Below are 16163 nucleotides of genomic sequence, written 5' to 3'. Positions count from 1 at the left end.
TGTTTTTCGGGGTAAAGGGTGCTGCTACATCCTTTACCCCAATTGTTTTCTATGACCGCTTCCGCCCTATTCCCAAAGCCAGAATAATTCGACATCCGACCCCCTCTAGTCAAGCGTTTGTGAAAAATACGGCCCCTTCCCGACAGCATATTCTGCCAACCAACAAGGGGCCTGGCCCGGATCGTTGTGTCATCTTCCAGGAGGATGCCTTGTTTCCCTGGTTGACGGTGGGAGAGAACATCGCCTTCGGTCTGAAAGGGCGGAAGCAGTCCCGTAAGGCCAGGGCTGAAGAGATGAGCCGTTTCCTGAATCTGGTCGGGTTGAACGAGTTCAGGGATTATCTCCCCCACGAGATCTCCGGCGGCATGAAACAAAGGGTGGCACTGGCCAGGGTGCTTATCCTGAGGCCTGAAGTGCTGCTGATGGACGAGCCGTTCGCCGCTTTGGACGCCCAAAGCCGGGAAGAGATGCAGTGCCTCCTCTTGATGCTGTGGCAGGAACTGGGCCACACGATCCTTTTTGTAACGCACGATGTCGGCGAGGCGGTGATGCTGGCGGACAGGATCCTCCTCATGAGCAAGAATCCCGGTCGAATCCGCGAAGAGATCTCGGTGAGTCTGCCGCGGCCGCGGGAGAGAGAAGGCGCGGCCTTCGCAGGCCTCAGTCGAAGGCTGCACGAGGCGCTTCGGGGTTAGCCGTTTGTGCGGAATCGTTTCTTGAAGGGCAAAAAAATATCGGGACTTTCCGGTATCGCTGCCGTCTCGGGAACTTCACCAGGCAAATCGAACAGGTCTCATCCCTCTCCTGCAAAGACTATTCGCTTGTTCCTCATTCGATTTAGGATCATCAGAAATAGATGATCAGGCAGATTCCAGGTTTTTCCTTTCCCTGAAAGTCATGCAACAATAGAAGGAGGGAGCTGTGGGAAGAAGCCGTGAAAGGGGCTTGTAAATCACCGGTTGGTATTCTCAAAAGGGGAGAGGAATGTTTAGACATCGCTTTTTAAGGCCAAAAAAGTGCTTTTAAGGTTCTAAAAGTGCCTTTTTTTGGAATCTTTCGTATGTTGTTCAATGGGTTATCTAGGTCCGACCCGAAGTAGACCCTCGCCTGCCGATGGCGTAGGCGCCGCCCTTTCCGACGAAGGGCAGGACGAGCATCCAGGGAAGCGTGAGGCGGGACGGGTCGCGGAACTGGTTCAGGCCGATGGTCATCTGTTCGTGGCCTTTCGTGGGCTGGGGTTTGTACGTTCCACAAAGGCGGTCCCACCACGGAAGGTTGAAGCCGAAGTTGGCGTTGGTTTCATTGGGGAAGACCGAGTGGTGGACGCGGTGCATATCCGGGGTGACCACCAGAAGCCGTAGCACACGGTCGACCCCGAGCGGGATGAAAAGATTGGCATGGTTGAACATGGCCATCCCGTTGAGGATGATCTCGAAGATGATGACCCCCACCGGAGGGGCCCCGAGAATGACGATGGCCCCCGCCTTGATCCCTAGGGAAATGAGTATCTCGATGGGATGAAAGCGGTTGCCGGTGGTCAGATCGTAGTCCATGTCCGCGTGGTGCATCATGTGCAGGCGCCAAAGGACCGGGACCGCGTGAAACATGACGTGCTGCAGGTAGATGACGAAGTCCAGAACGATGATGGTCAGCACCACCTCCAGCCAGAAGGGCCACTGGAGATAATGGAAGATCCCCCAGCCCTGGAGTCCGACCCATATAGAGATTCCGACCGCCCCGGCGGGGAAAACGACCCTCAACAAGGCGGTGCTGATGAAGACGATGCCGATGTTTCCGATCCAGCGGGATGTCTTGGAGGTGGTCAGGGTGCGCCGAGGTGCGAGCAGTTCCGCCAGGGCCACAGTCGAAAAGATCCCGGCGAAAAAGGCCATTCGGATGACGGGTTCATGGGCGGTTATGAATTCGGTCATTTGTTCGGCTCCTTGCTGATACCGCGTGCGGGTCAGGGGTCCAAAAAAACCAGCTCTGCAGGCCTTTATATCAAATGAGGTCAACCAAAACGAGCGCATATTCGAGTCAGCTGCTATGCCGTATCGAAGCGCGGTCCTTTTTCATGAGCCTCAGTTGATCCATTGTAAGGGTTATCTGGCATGAAGCAAGGTGCTCTTCATCTTTTGATCTTTGCGCGATACCCTGAACCGGGCAGGGTCAAGACCCGCCTGATTCCGGCGCTGACGCCGCAGACGGCCGCCAGGCTTCACCGCCGGATGACCGAGGCCGTCGTGAAAATGGCGCGGGCTGCCTCCCGTGGGGAAATGCCGGTCACCGTTTGGTATACCGGCGCAAGGCGGAGGGATTTCCGGGCCTGGCTCGGGACCGATGTCGGTTTCGCGGAGCAGGCCTCAGGGGATTGCGATCTCGGCGCCCGCATGCTCGGCGCCTTCGAAGCGGCCTTTCAGAGTGGAGCCGGGGCGGTGATCGGCGTCGGTTCCGATATCCCGGGCCTGACCTCCGAGATCCTCGAACAGGCTGTCGAGGGTCTGCGATGGAACGATACGGCAGTGGGCCGTGCCGCTGACGGCGGGTACTACCTTATCGGGATGAAGTCGATGCATACCCCGCTCTTTGAGGGCATCGACTGGGGAACGGGCCGGGTCTATGCCCAAACGAGCGAAAAGATCCGACGCCTCGGGTTGAGTGTGGCAGAGTTGCTGCCGCTGCGGGATGTGGATCGGCCCGAGGACTTGGATGTGGTTCGACACGATCCTCGTTTCTCGGATGTCTTTTCGGGAAAATCGCTGGTCTCCGTCGTGATTCCAACCTTGGAGGAATCCGGTGCGATCCGGCGCCTCCTCGAATGGCTCGCACGAGCGGGGGTGGGGATCGAACGCATCGTGGTCGACGGCGGGAGCCGCGACCGGACCCGCGAGATAGCCGCGCGGGAGGGGGCGCACGTGTTGACGGTGTCCGGAGGGCGGGCTTTGCAGTTGAACGGCGGGGCTGCTTTTGCCCGTGGAAGATTCCTGCTCTTTCTCCATGCCGACACCGTCCCGCCTGGCGGGTGCGCCGAGGCGATATGCGCCGCCCTGGATCGCCCGGCGACGGTGGCAGGGGCCTTCCGTTTCAAGACCGACGATCCGAGGGCCGTGATGCGCCTGGTGGAACGGGTGACGCACATCCGGTCCGCGCTTTTGCAGATGCCTTACGGCGACCAGGGGATCTTCATGGAGAAGCGGGTCTTCGAGGAGGTTGGGGGCTTCAGGCCCATGCCGATCATGGAGGATTTCGAACTGGTTCGGCGCCTCCGCAGGCGAGGCAGGATCGTAACGCTCCGTGAGGCGGCGCTCACGTCGGCGCGGCGCTGGAAGACCCTCGGCGTCCTGCGCACGACCCTCGTCAACCAGCTCATGATCGCGGGCTTTCTGGCCGGTGTGCCGGTCCAGAGGCTGCAACGCTTCTACACGGGGTTGCGCTGAGAAGAAATCCGCCGGCCTCGAGGCTTTCGCCCGGCTGCATGTCGCATCCCGAGCAGATGATGCCGCAGGGCGCCATCAGGCCCCTGTCTTCCTTCCGGATTTCACTCAAATGATAACTCCATGGACAGCCCCTTCGAATAAAGGTTATGCGGTTGACTGGATGTGAAGGATGCGGATAGATTCGTTCAGCCTTTGCGGTCCTTGACATATTTTCGGTATTCCTTCAGCAGGGCGTAGGCGTAGTCCCTGCGCGCGCGTTCGGCGGTGGGGATGTAGTTCTTTTCCTTTTCGAGCCTTTCCATGATCTGCTCGGCGACCCGCTCGCTGGGCTCGAATCCTTGCGCAAGGAGGTCGGCCATGATCGCGTCCAGGCCCACGACGCCGACCTGGGTGTCATCGGGGAACTTGAGGATGCGCCGGCCAACTGCCGGTTGGGGAACGATTCACCCGTCCCCTCAGCCATTCTCATCATGATGTGAGGCAGACGTCGTATTCTGCGTCGGCAGGATATCCTTGTTCTGCGGAAAATCATCTTGTCGACCCATGATCACACCTCTTTCCGATTCATTTTTTGATCCAGGACTTGACGTCCTCTTTGCTGGGGATCTTGCCGACCGATTTCACTTCACCGTCCACGACGACAGCCGGTGTGACAAAGACGCCGTAGCGGGCGATCTTCATGGCGTCGGTGACCTTTTCGATTTGAGCGGGGACGCCGGCTTCCTCAATCGCCTGTTGGACGATTTCTTCCGTCTGGCGGCATTTCGGGCAGCCTGGGCCCAGGACTTTGATTTCCATCTGGGAATCCTCCTTTTTTTCAATCTGCAAGGGTCTGTTGAACGATTCGATGCGCTGCTTCGATGATCAGGGCTCCGGGGATCGCTTCGTAAATCCGGCCGCCGTGCACGATGGTCCTGCACATGGCGGGCATCCCCAGCAGGTCGCCGCAGGATGTGCAGCAGTTCGAGGCGCTGTGTGCGCCCGGCAGCAGCAGTTCGAGCGGCTGGCCGTTCAGAAGGATGGTGTTGGACTCGGCGATGTCCTCCTCCGTCAGGGGGGTTTCGCGCAGTGTCACGCACCATCCGCGGGGCTCCAGTTCAGCGGCGAGCGCACGGTAGGCGGCGTGGACCGCCTCCCCGGTGTCGGAGCAGCGCTCGCACGTCCTGCCGCCTTTCAGGAGATGGCGCCACTCGATGTCGAGGCGCTTCATGACAGGGTCCTCCTATCCAAACGGGTCATCCGGCCAGCGTGCCGAAGAGCAGGCCGGCGATGGTCGACATGACCACAATGATAAGGCAAAAGACGGCCGTTTTTCGCACGCCCATCACGCTGCCGATGACCAGCATGTTGGGGAGGGAGAGCGCCGGTCCGGCCAGGAGCAGCGCCAGTGCGGGGCCTTTGCCCATCCCGGCCCCGAGGAGCCCTTGGAGGATCGGCACCTCCGTGAGGGTCGCAAAGTACATGAGGGCCCCTGCGACCGAGGCGATGAGATTGGCCGAGATCGAGTTGCCGCCGAGGAGCGTCTGGATCCACTGTTCAGGGATGAGTGCGGGGTGGCCGGGCCGTCCCAGCATAAAGCCCGCGACGAGGACTCCGCCGGCGAGCAGGGGGAAGATCTGCTTCATGAAGCCCCAGGTGGCTTCCACCCAGTTCCTGCACTCGGCGCGCGTGAACCAGAACTTCAGCATGAGGCCGAGGACGACGAGCAGCCCGATCGTGATGGTCCATTTGGCGGCGAAGAGGGCGGGCCAAAGCCCTGTCGATCCGGGGGCCGGCCTGGCAAAGGCCGCGAAAACGAGGATCAGCACCATGGTCCCGATGTAGAGCGCATCCTGGAGCAGGGTCCGTTCCTTCGCTTCGGGGTCAGGGAGGAAGATCTGCCCGGTGGCGCGGGCGGCATCATCTTTCCGGAAGATGAGGGCCATCAGCAGCCCGGTGATTACCGCGAAGAGCACAGCACCTATGGCCCGGGCCAGCCCGAGCTGCCAGCCCAGGATCTTTGCGGTCAGCGTAATGGCGAGGACGTTGATAGCGGGCCCGGAATAGAGAAAGGCGGTGGCCGGGCCGATGCCTGCGCCCCGCGTGTAGATACCGGCGAAAAGCGGCAGGACCGTGCAGGAGCAGACGGCCAGGATGGTCCCCGACACGGAGGCTACGGAGTAGGAGAGGATCTTGCTGGCCTGTGCGCCGAAATATTTGAGCACGGAGGCCTGCGAGACGAAGACCGCGATGGCCCCGGCAATGAAGAAGGCTGGAATGAGGCAGGTGAGGACATGCTCGCGGGCATACTCCTGCAGCATCATGAACGCCTCGAGCCCGGATTGCCGGATGATGGGATGCCCCCATGGCACGTAATAGGCGGCCAGGAAAGTGCTGATGATCAACAGGAACTTGGTGCGCTCTTTCATCGGTCAACGTCCTCGATGCTATAGTAAAGGCGGCTGTCGGTGGATTCGTGGTTTTCCAGTGAACATAACTTAATCGCTGGTTCGCCATCTAACGATGTGGAAAGTTCAAAAAAAATCACACGCCGCAGATGTTTTCCCTGCGGATTTCCGGCAGCCGCGTAATCAACTCCGTGATTTCAGGATCTTCTTCCAGCCACTGTTCGAGATTCCGGAGCATGCGGCTTGCAAAGGGGTTCGGTGTTTCATCGAGCAGACGGTAATTGACCCACAGCCCGTCCTTGCTCCATGTGACCAAGTCCGCCTCCTCCAGGATCCGCAAGTGTTTGCTGACAGTCGACTGCGCCAGGTTCAGCGCGACCCGAAGTTCGCATACGCACATGACCCGGTGCTGCAAAAGCTTGACGATCTTGACCCGGTTCGGGTCGGATAGGGCTTTCATCACCTTGATCAATGTCTTCATGATATCTCCATATCGTTAATTTAGAATATAGTCTTTGAGCTGGAGCGTGTCAAATAAAAAATCTGCATTCATCCCCACCGGCGGCCGGATTTCGAGTTCTGGCAAAACGGCGGCGCCTCGGCAACGCCGGAGTGAATGATCGGAGGGGTGACTTTGTGGGTGAAGAGTTGCTGCACCTCGCGAATGAAAGACAGAGGATGCAGATTGCTTCTCGATTCCAGGGTATTCAGGGTTGATTTTTTGGAAGGATGCATCTATTTGTTTGGCAATTTGGAGGTGAATTGTTTATAGGTATCCACGAAAAAGATTTGATGATGCCGCGTTGACCGTCTGCATGCAGGCCAGCGGGCGGGATGACGCCGCAAGTTGGTGAGAACTTTGTCTTGGCAAGGTAACCACTCAAGGTCGTTTGTCTTAATGAGCGTCGATGATTCATGGACACGCATGTGATTTTGGGAGTCGCCGGGTGCGGATCTCTGCAGGAGCGGCACGGATGTTTTGTTCTTGACGAGGGAGGCCGAATCGGAAAAGAAAGGGCTGAGCCTTTGTGATTTCTGGAATCCGGTTGCAGTTTCGTGTCGCAAGAGAGAGGAAACGGGGTTTTTAGCAGGCATGTTGAAGACGAGAGTGAGTGATGTTTTGGGAATTCGCTATCCCATCCTGCAGGGAGGGATGGCGTGGATTACGGGTTGGGAAATGGCTGCCGCTGTTTCGAAGGCCGGCGGATTGGGGACGATCGCCGCCGCTACCATGGAACCCGAGGAACTGGTCGATCACATACGGAAGATCAGAGAGGCCACTGTACTCCCCTTTGCAGTGAACATTCCGTTGAGGCTTCCGTCTTCCAAGAAGGCGGTCGAAATTGCGATCGAAGAGCGGGTCCCGGTCGTCGTCTCTTCGGCCGGGGATCCTGTCCAGTACACGGAGCGTTTCAAGGCTGCCGGAATCAGGATATTCCAGGTCGCGTTCACCCTCGAGATGATCAAACGGTGCAACGAGGCCGGGGTGGACGGCATCATCGCCATGGGCATGGAAGGGGGCGGAAACATCAGCCCTTCCGAGATCTCCACGTTGGTGCTGGTCCGCGAAGCGGCCCAGGCAACCGACTTGCCCCTGGTCGCGGCGGGGGGGATCGCCGACGGGAGGGGACTGGTTGCAGCGCTGGCCCTCGGGGCCGAAGGGATACAGATGGGAACCCGGTTTCTGGCGACCCGGGAGGCCACCCTCCACAAGAACTACAAGCAGGCCGTGTGCCAGGCTGTCGATTCGGATACGGCGGTCACGGGCAGGACCACGGGGCTCCAGTTCCGGGTCCTCAAGAACCAGTTGGTGCAAAGGGTCCTTCAGATGGAGATGGAGGGGAAGGACAAGCACGAGATCGACGGCTTCACCATTGGGTCCCTCCGGAAGGCCGCGGTTTCGGGCGATATGGAGTGGGGATCGGTGATGATGGGGCAGGTCGCCGGACTGGTCAAGCGTATACGTCCGATTGCGGAACTGCTTGATGAGATCATGGCGGAGGCCGAAGACGAGATCAGGCGCCTTTCTGGGTATGTCGCCTGAGAAGTTGGGAGGTTGGGGGCACCCGCTGCGCACGTGAGCGCTTCTGCTCGGTTTGTTGTTGTCATGGCCTGATGCTGAGCGAATGAAAATCCTCTTTTCGCGTGCATCATTTTTTGACAGAACCCCTTATCTGGTGCTTGTCCGGCAATGATTTCCGGATGCAATCCATTTTCCAATCGGGAAAAGAGGACTTTTTCTTCACACCCTTCGGGCGCTGCGTCCCAGCGCCGCGTGGCGGCCTCGGATTTCTTCACACGCTGCGCGTTCCCAGAGCGCCCGCTGGGCGGCAAGGTCCGGTTTTTCCAATTTTAGGGAAATCAATTGTTTGCGATGAAGCGACCTGTAGGTCGCCACACGAGCCATCGTGCCCATTGACGCCGAGATTGCCAGGAGAGGACCTTTCCGGATGGTAACTGGCTCCGACCCCGCCGTCTTTGCTCAGCTACATGCTTTTGGATCTGTTTTAAGCCCCAAAAGGTGCATTTAAGCACCTGGAAAGGGCTTTTTTATGACGTTTATCGCGTAATTGCAGATTGTTAGCTTGGTCCGACCCGCATTGACACACAGGAGGAACGATATGGGCTGGAAATGCTGCAAGGGTATGAAGTTCAAGGGGTTTTTGCTGATACTGCTTCCGATTGTCCTCATCATGGGGTATCAAGCGGCGGCCTATGCCTTGCCGGCCGGTTTCCAGGAGTTTTACCTGCCCCTGCCTACAGGGGATAACCGTAGCAGTCCTCCTTTCAATGGAACCTACTCCATTTTCAATGCGATCGAACCGCCCATCGCGGCCAGCCGCGGCATGCATTACGTGGTGGGGGTCACGGCCAGTGCCGACAACACGACGGTTTATTACGACCACTGGGAGAACGGGCTCGGCACCGGGACCGACTACGATGAAAAAGTGCAGTTGAACAAGGGGGATGTTCATTATTTTCAAAACAGCAACATCCCCGTGCCGCGGGGGACAAACCAATATTACGACGGGGGAGACCGTATCTTCGTTTCCGGCAGCCTCCTGCAACTGGTCGTTTCCACCTGGACCATGGATGAGGGCACTGTTTTTACCGATGCCTGGGAGATTTATCCCCTGCAAGCCTGGGAAAGGGACTATGTCATCCCGGTGGGACAGGATCTTGCCGCCGCGCCGAAGAGCTATCGGGATTTCACCTATGTCTACGCCCTGATCATGTCGGCAAGCGACAGCAACGACATTGAAATCAGGAACTCCGCAGGCTCACTCCTGGCGAATTTCACGCTCGACCGGGGCAGGACTTACATCCACCAGGTGTTGACCGCCGGCACGATAGTCAGTGGCACCCAGCCGGTTCAGGTGCAACTCATGACAGGACGCCGCGACACCAGCGGGTGGGAGATGCGCGGCTTTACGATGATGCCCAGTTCCTTCTGGAGTTCGAGCTATTACTGGTCGCCGGTCCCCAGTTGGCGAAGCGGTGACACCGATATTTTCCTCTATAACCCCAGTGACTCCTCTTCTATCACCGTGGATTATGAGGATCGGACCGGAACCGGTTCCTTCGAAATCCCGGCAGGGGAAACACGGAGCTACAGGAGCGGTGCCGGACGCCTGGTGCCGCAAAACTCGGGGGTGCATCTACGTTCCAGCAGCGGTACCTTCTGGGGAATCGTCTCGGCCGACACCGGCTCCGCCACGTGGGATTGGGGGTGCAGCCTCATCCCTGAGAATTTTCTGGGGACGGACAACTATGTGAGTTGGGCCCCCGGGACGTCCAACCTCTCGGGCAACGGATCACCGGTTTTTGTCAGCGCCCTCGAAGACAACACCCGGGTCTTCGTGGATTTCGGACCCAATGACGGCGTTTTCGACCTGATCTTCAACCTTGACAAGCTTCAAGTGTACCAGGTCTTCGCGCCGGCCGCCGCGCCTTTCAACAACGACAATACGGGCATGCACATCGTCAGCAACAAACCCGTCTCCATTGCCTGGGGGGAAAGTCCGGACAGGGCTGCCACAGGCAATCCGTATTTGGATATGGGCTACACGACTTTGCCGCTGCCCGTCGAATGGATCGACGTGGCCCTGGAGGTGCAGAAGAGCGCTTCACCCAGTTCGATTGCCGTCGACGGGGAATCGACATTCACCGTGATCATCTCCGTTCCCTGGGATGCAGGGTCGGATGTTGTATTGGAGCAAGTCGAGGATGTCCTACCGCCGGGTTGGAAGTGTGTGGTGGGCAGCTGCAGCGCAAATATCGGGGAGCCCGACGATATAAGTGGAAATATAACGACAGGTTACACGCTCAAGTGGTTCGTGGACTGGACGATTGAGCCGGGGGGATCCGAGACCTTCACATTTCGAGGAAAGGCAACCTCAGCAGCGGATACCACCAACCCCAACCGGAATGTAGCCACTGCGACGGGGACGGCCCTCGATGCAACGCTGACGGCCGATGATGACGCCTTTGTGGATGTTACGGCGTTGGGTCCGGCTGTCATCACCGCTGAAAAGACCTGGAGCCTGTATCATGATCTGAACAACGACGGCGAGGTCAATCCAGGGGACCTTCTGCGCTATGTCATCAGGGTGGGCAATACGGGCCAGAGCGCTGCGGCCGATGTGGTGATTACAGATGATGCGCTTGACAGCGACACCTCCCTGGTGACCGGCTCGGTGGCTGTTTCCCAATGCCCGAGTTGCACAGTGAACAAAGGAAACACGGCGGGAGATGAGGAAGTAGATGTCTCGATTGGCGACCTGGTGCCCGGAGCGACCGTCGAGATTTGGTTCGTGGTCGCCGTGTCTGGCATCGAAGGGTTCGATGAGGTCGTAAACAGCGGAAAGGTCACGGCAGGGGGCGGCATTTCCGAGGGTTTTTCGGCAACGACCCCTGTGGTTATTCCGCCGCCGGTGCTTACGATCACCAAGTCGGCACCGGCGGAGGTGGTTGTCGATCCGTCCGGAACGGGAACGATTATTCAATACACCGGCACCTTGACCAATACCACACAGACCCCGGCCCACAATGTCGTCCTGGTCGATACGCTTCCAGACGGTGTGAGCTTTGTCACTTCGAGCCACAGCGCTGTGTATGATTCCGTCGCGAATACGGTTACTTGGAATCTTGGGACGCTTGGGCCGGGTGCCTCCATACCGGGTTGGCTCGATGTGAAGGTGGCTCCGGGCGTTTTGAATGAAACCCTGCTGCGAAATCGCTTCGAGGTCAGGTGGGAGGACTTCGACGGGGATCCGCTGGGCCCTGCCTCGGCGGAGGCGGAAACGATGGTCTATACCCACCCGCAGTTGACAATCGAGAAGGCAGGCCCGGCGACGGCGATTCACGATGAGCAGTTCAGCTACACCATCACGATCCGCAACATCGGGGATTCCCCTGCCTTCCAGGTCTCCCTGGAGGATACGCTCCCGGCAGGGCTTTCTTATGTAGGTTCGAGTCCTGCAGGAAACTTTACGGCCGGTCCCCCGGGCAAGGTCGTCTGGACCGACCTGGGCGGCATGCAGGCAAGCGGTGTCAAGACCGTGGTCGTGACTGTCGCCGTCGATGATGATGTTCCTAATGGCACGGCTCTGAGGGATACGGTGAATGCAAGCTGGAAGGACGGCCTTGAAAATTCCTACGGCCCTGTCGGAGACACGGCGGAGACGATCGTTTATACGGCGCCTATCCTCACCATCACGAAATCAGGCCCGGCCGAGGCGGTGGTGGGAGACCTGATCACCTTTACGGGGATTCTCGTCAATGTGGGCGGCAGCGACGCATTCAACGTGCGCCTGGTGGATCAGCTCCCTGCGGGGATGACTTTTGTCAGTTCCAGTCAGAACGCCGTTTACAATGTGGAGAGCAACACGGTGACCTGGGAGATCGGCACAGTCCCTGCGGGAACCTCCATCCAGGGATGGCTGACCGTAAAAATCTCCGATCAGCTGGTCAATGCCACGCTCCTGACGAACACCTTCACCGTCTCGGGCAAAGACGCCGCGGAAAACGACATCCCGGAGGCGACGGCCTCCACGGATACCACGGTCTACACACACCCATTCCTGGCAGTCGACAAGACCGGTCCGGCGCAGGCCTACCCAGGGCAAAACATCAGCTACACGATCAAGGTGAGCAACATCGGCGGTACGGCTGCCTATGATGTCATCCTTATGGACAGCCTGCCTGCGGAGTTGATCTACCAAAGCTCGAACCCCGGGGGCAGTCATTCGGACGGTCTGGTGATTTGGCAGCTGGAGACCATCGAGCCCGGAGGGGAGCGTATCGTCGTTGTAACCGTGAAGGTTGCGGATGACATCGAGAACAACACGCCGCTCAAAGACACGGCCAGCGTTGTTTGGAAGAACGCGGCTGAGCAGGGTTTCGGGCCAGTCGCCGGAACTGCGGACACAGTCGTCTACACGCTTTCCAGGCTTCAAATCACCAAGTCGGGCCCTGCCGAGGCGGAAGTGAATTCCTTGATCACCTACACCGGGGTGCTCGCCAATATCGGAGGGACAGTGGCGAAAAACGTCGTTCTCGTCGATCAGCTGCCCCCAGGAGTGAGCTTCGTCAGTTCGAGCCAGAACGCCCTGTATGATGCGGTGGCAAACACGGTGACCTGGAATCTGGGCGACATCGGCGCTGGGGTGAGCCTGCCGGGCTGGCTGACGGTGCGCATTGCAGGCGATCTGGCCAACGCATCCGTTCTGACCGATGTGTTCTCCGCAACAGGTCAGGATCCCCTGGGCAATCCGATACCCGAAGCGACGGCGACGGCTGAGACCACCGTTTACACCCACCCGCTTCTGGGGATCGACAAGACTGGTCCGGCCCAGGCCTATCCAGGGCAAAACATCGAATATACAATAACGGTGACCAATATCGGCGGTACGGCTGCCAATGAGGTCGTGGTCATGGATAGTCTGCCTTCGGGGTTGATCTACCAGGGCTCGAACCCCGAGGGCAGCCATTCGGGCGGCTTTGTGACCTGGCAGTTGGGGGCTATCGAGCCTGGAGGGGACCGTACCGTCGTCGTAACGGTGAAGGTGGCCGATGACGCGCAAAACAACACCCAACTGAGGGATACGGCCAGCGCTGCCTGGAAGAATGCAGCCGGCGAACATTTTGGGCCGGTTACCGCGAGTGCTGACACCAGGATCTTCACACGGCCGCAGCTCTCTGTTTCCAAGACAGGTGCAGGGCAGGCCTACCCAGGCGAAGAGCTCGCCTTCGGGATCGAGGTTTGCAATGTCGGAGGTGTGAGGGCAGAAGGGGTTGAAGTCGTGGATTCCATGCCCGCGTGCTTCACTTACCAGAGCTCTTCCCCTGAGGGTGCAGTTCAGAACGGAACCGTGCTTTGGGACCTGGGGGCCATCGAGCCAGGCCAATGCGAGACGATTTCCATCACCGTCTTGGCGAAGGAGGACGCCACCGACGGAACCTACACCAACCTGGTGCTGGCTAGTTGGCAGGATCCGGACGAGAACGACTACGGTCCGGTAAGCGGGGGCAGCGACACCCTCCTGCAGACCTTTCCCTCCCTCAGCATCCAGAAGAGCGGACCGGCGGTCGCTTACACCGGGCAGATCGTCGCGTACACGATCGAGGTCACCAATCAGGGCGGAACTCCTGCTGTAGATGTCCTGGTGTCGGACAGCCTGCCCAGCGGTCTGACCTATTTGGATTCCAATCCGGCGGGGAGTCATGCTGCAGGGCTGGTGACCTTTGATCTGGGGACCATCGAGGCGGGCGGCAGCAGGACAATCACGCTGAGGGCGACCGTAGACTTAGATGTCTCGGACAGCGCCCTGCTCATCGATACAGCGAGCGCCGGTTGGAAAAACGAGGAAGGACAAGCATTCGGTCCCGCAACGGCTCAAGCCGGGACAAGAGTTTACCTCTGTCCTGACGTTGTCTTCGCTCCCTCTTCGAACAGTCTGAAGAGCGGGAGAGTAGATCAGCACTATAGCCAAACGATTACCGCCGCCGGTGGAGTGGGACCTTACGATATTGAGTTTGCCGGCGGAGAGGTGCCGGATGGGCTCGCTATCGATATCCAACCGGGGAAAATCATCCTGTCAGGGATCCCGGCTGCTGCGGGCACCTGGAGCTTTGCGATCATCGCGAAAGATGAAGGGTTTCAGGACGGCGCAGGGTGCTCGATCATCCAAGAATACAGCGTTACGATTTTTGAGGCTGTCAAGCCGGTTCCCGTGTTGTCGGAGTTGGGTATGGTGTTGGCGGTTTTCCTGACGGGGGTGATGGGCTTCCTCGCTTTGCGGAGGCGGAAACGGGAGCAGCACGGATTCTCCTTTTAGCGTGTTCTTGAGGGAAAAGCGACGGCTGGTCTCGAAATCCAGCTGTCGTTTTTTTTTGCTCTCAAGAAATACGGCCGTCGTTTTTATTCCTCTCAAGCACGCATCGGTTCGAAAAGCGAAGGGCGAGGTGACGGCCTAGGATCGGCTTTTTCCCGAGGAAGACGAGCGGTGGCGGAGGCATGGAGTGATTTCCGAGGGAGAAACGGAAGATTTCCGGGGTGATGGAGCGTCAAGCAGCGTGTATTTGCAAACGGGGATTGCAAACAGGGGCGCACCCGATGATTGCTTCTGGATGGATAACGGCTAATCGGTGGCCGCACCGCGCTGACTGGCATATGGGAAGATGACGATGCGCATGACGCCATGCATGGAACCTCAAAACCGGCTGGATCTGATTGGATTTTCCATTTTGACCCTAAAAAGGTGCGTTTAAGCTGTAGAAAGGCGAATTTTTATAGGGCTTATTGATTGCTTTCAGCTGCTTGGCTTGGTCCGACCCCAATTTCAACCGATCCCACTACTACTGATTTTGACCCCAAAAAGGGGGTTTTAAGGCCCAAAAAGGACCGATTTTAGCGTCTTTATCTTTTAATTGTAAATACTTATCTTGGTCCGACCCCACCGCACCACCGCCTAGGGATTTGTAGAGGGTGATGTAGGAGGTGAGGAGGAGGGCGCGGGTTTGGGCGACGTTGAGCTCGGCGGGGAAGAGCTGGGATTCGGCGTCGAGGACGGTGAGATAGGGGGTGTAGCCGCCGTCGTACTGCATGCGGGCGAGACGGGCGTATTCGCGGAGGGCGGCGGCGAGGGACTCGCGGGCCTGGAGTTCGTTGGAGAGCTTGCGGCGCGAGACGAGGGCGTTTTCGGTGTCCTTGAAGGCGTTCAGGATGGTGTCGCGGTAGGTCTCGAGCGAGGCGAGACGGGCCGCTTCGGCCTGCTTGACCTGGCCTTTGATGGCGCCCGCGGTGAAGATCGGGCCGGTGACGGAGCCCGAGTAGCTCCAGGTTTTGGAGGAACCCTGGAAGAGGTCCGAAAGCTCCGAGCTCTCGAAGCCGAATGCGCCGGTGAGCGAGATGGTCGGGAAATAGAGGGCCTTGGCGGCGCCGATGCGGGCGTTGGCGGCGATCAGGTTCTGTTCGGCCTGGGCCAGGTCCGGACGGCGTTCGAGCAGCTCGGAGGGGAGTCCGGCGGGGACGGCGGGCAGGGCCATTTCCAGGATGGAGCGCCCCCGGTCGATGCCCCCGGGGTTCCGCCCTAGGAGGATCGACAGGGCGTTTTCCGTCTGTGCGACCTGTGATTCGATCTGGGGGATGGCGGCCGCGGCCGTCTGGTACTGCGAGCGGGCCTGTTCGACGATCAGCCTGGAGACCTGCCCGTGACGGTGCTGCAGTTCGAAGAGTTCGACGGACTCCCCGTAGGCCTCTAGGGTGCGGCGGGCGATGGCGAGCTGCTCATCGAGGCCGCGGAGCTGGATGTAGCTTTCGGCGACGGCCGACACGAGCGAGAGGATCACGCCTCGATAGGCTTCTTCCGAGGCGAACAGATCGGCCCGCGCGGCCTCCGACAGGCGGCGGATGCGCCCCCAGAGGTCGATCTCCCAAGAGGCGCCGGCGAAGACCTGGAACGAATCGCTGGGGTTTTCGATGAGGGAGGAGAGGGGGCTCGTGCCGAATCCGCTCGTCCGTGCGCGGCCGGCGGCGGCGCCGTAGTCGGCCTGCGGGAAGAGCGGGGAGCGGACCTGCATGAGCACCGCGGCCGCCTGCTCGATGTTGGCCGCCGCGGCCTTGAGGGTGTGGTTGTTTGTGAGGGCCTCGCCGATCAGGGCTGTCAGAACCGGGTCCTCGAAGCTCTTCCACCATTCGGTATCGGCGGTCTGCTTCGCATCGGCCTCTGCGTAGCGGAAGGACGGCGGGACGTCCAGTTCCGGGCGATGGTAATCGGGGCCGGTCATGCAGCCGGCCAGGAGGAGCAGAAGGAAGAGAAGAGCGAGGCGGCGCATG

General features: G+C 59.2%; 11 protein-coding genes. 4 read left to right on the top strand and 7 right to left on the bottom strand.

Going from position 1 to position 16163, the window contains the following annotated elements; translation table 11 throughout:
* Positions 1 to 119 precede the first annotated feature (119 nt).
* A complete protein-coding gene (locus H567_RS25610) occupies positions 120 to 695 on the top strand; it encodes an ABC transporter ATP-binding protein (protein ID WP_279615001.1) in 576 nt (191 codons plus the stop codon).
* 384 nt (positions 696 to 1079) lie between these two features.
* On the opposite strand, the gene H567_RS0116880 is transcribed toward H567_RS25610, so the two are convergent.
* Positions 1080 to 1931 (bottom strand): sterol desaturase family protein, encoded by an 852-nt coding sequence (locus H567_RS0116880; protein ID WP_028322295.1) that lies wholly within the window; start codon positions 1929 to 1931, stop codon positions 1080 to 1082.
* 180 nt (positions 1932 to 2111) lie between these two features.
* Here H567_RS0116880 and H567_RS27985 point away from each other — a divergent pair, with 180 nt between their 5' ends.
* Positions 2112 to 3437 carry a TIGR04283 family arsenosugar biosynthesis glycosyltransferase gene (locus tag H567_RS27985; RefSeq protein ID WP_035254893.1) on the top strand — a complete coding sequence of 442 codons (1326 nt, stop codon included), beginning with the start codon at positions 2112 to 2114 and terminating at the stop codon, positions 3435 to 3437.
* Positions 3438 to 3622: 185 nt separating this feature from the next.
* Here H567_RS27985 and H567_RS0116870 read toward each other — a convergent pair whose 3' ends face one another.
* The 5 genes from H567_RS0116870 to H567_RS0116850 all read right to left on the bottom strand — a co-directional run bounded on the left by H567_RS0116870 (position 3623) and on the right by H567_RS0116850 (position 6305).
* The gene (locus tag H567_RS0116870; RefSeq protein ID WP_153306230.1) at positions 3623 to 3796 is read right to left on the bottom strand and encodes a hypothetical protein; all 174 of its coding nucleotides are present in this window, start codon (positions 3794 to 3796) and stop codon (positions 3623 to 3625) included.
* 205 nt (positions 3797 to 4001) lie between these two features.
* A complete protein-coding gene (locus H567_RS0116865; RefSeq protein ID WP_028322292.1) occupies positions 4002 to 4235 on the bottom strand; it encodes a thioredoxin family protein in 234 nt (77 codons plus the stop codon).
* 19 nt (positions 4236 to 4254) lie between these two features.
* Positions 4255 to 4647 (bottom strand): DUF2703 domain-containing protein, encoded by a 393-nt coding sequence (locus tag H567_RS0116860; protein WP_028322291.1) that lies wholly within the window; start codon positions 4645 to 4647, stop codon positions 4255 to 4257.
* Positions 4648 to 4672: 25 nt separating this feature from the next.
* Entirely contained in the window at positions 4673 to 5845 is a 1173-nt protein-coding gene (locus H567_RS0116855) for a permease (RefSeq protein WP_028322290.1), read from the bottom strand.
* Between the two features lie 115 nt (positions 5846 to 5960).
* A complete protein-coding gene (locus H567_RS0116850; RefSeq protein WP_028322289.1) occupies positions 5961 to 6305 on the bottom strand; it encodes an ArsR/SmtB family transcription factor in 345 nt (114 codons plus the stop codon).
* Between the two features lie 612 nt (positions 6306 to 6917).
* Here H567_RS0116850 and H567_RS0116845 point away from each other — a divergent pair.
* Together H567_RS0116845 and H567_RS0116840 are read left to right on the top strand one after the other, a co-directional pair.
* On the top strand, positions 6918 to 7868 hold the full coding sequence (locus tag H567_RS0116845) for an NAD(P)H-dependent flavin oxidoreductase (protein ID WP_028322288.1): 951 nt from the start codon (positions 6918 to 6920) through the stop codon (positions 7866 to 7868).
* 577 nt (positions 7869 to 8445) lie between these two features.
* Positions 8446 to 14163 carry an IPTL-CTERM sorting domain-containing protein gene (locus H567_RS0116840; protein WP_028322287.1) on the top strand — a complete coding sequence of 1906 codons (5718 nt, stop codon included), beginning with the start codon at positions 8446 to 8448 and terminating at the stop codon, positions 14161 to 14163.
* Between the two features lie 520 nt (positions 14164 to 14683).
* Here the strand turns inward: H567_RS0116840 and H567_RS25600 are convergent.
* Entirely contained in the window at positions 14684 to 16162 is a 1479-nt protein-coding gene (locus tag H567_RS25600; RefSeq protein WP_084517467.1) for an efflux transporter outer membrane subunit, read from the bottom strand.
* Position 16163 lies beyond the last annotated feature (1 nt).

The organism is Desulfatiglans anilini DSM 4660 (assembly GCF_000422285.1).
Lineage (GTDB): Bacteria > Desulfobacterota > DSM-4660 > Desulfatiglandales > Desulfatiglandaceae > Desulfatiglans > Desulfatiglans anilini.
This window is presented reverse-complemented; position numbering and strand designations above follow the sequence as displayed.